The sequence below is a fragment of the Ochrobactrum sp. SFR4 genome, assembly GCF_019730395.1.
In the GTDB taxonomy this organism is placed as follows: Bacteria; Pseudomonadota; Alphaproteobacteria; order Rhizobiales; family Rhizobiaceae; genus Pseudochrobactrum.
The window spans coordinates 1-243 of sequence record NZ_JAAPBB010001237.1 but is presented as its reverse complement, the minus strand read 5'-3'; the positions used below and the strand labels follow the sequence as shown (position 1 = coordinate 243).

The window sequence follows — 243 nt, the reverse complement described above, 5'->3', positions numbered from 1 at the left end:
CCCAGTGCCGGTGCCAGAAACTGATTGGCTTTCCAAAGTGGCAGCATATCTGCTTGTGCCTGCTGTCGTTTTTCACCGGTTGCTTGCATGTCCTGTCCCTCCGGATACCTTGCAAAATGCGGATTTGCTTTATCCTCAGGGAAAGACAAATATTTGTAAAATCGTTATTTTAAATCAACCTATAAGTTTTACAGATGCATATTGTGCTAAAAAATTGCTGTGCTAAGCTTGACTCTCAAATCA

The 243-nt window shown here is 42.0% G+C and carries 1 protein-coding gene; it reads left to right on the top strand.

Annotated features, from left to right (window positions below):
* A partial coding sequence (locus tag HBA93_RS22980; RefSeq protein ID WP_221724771.1) for a hypothetical protein occupies positions 1 to 226 on the top strand: 226 nt, incomplete at its 5' end.
* Positions 227 to 243 lie beyond the last annotated feature (17 nt).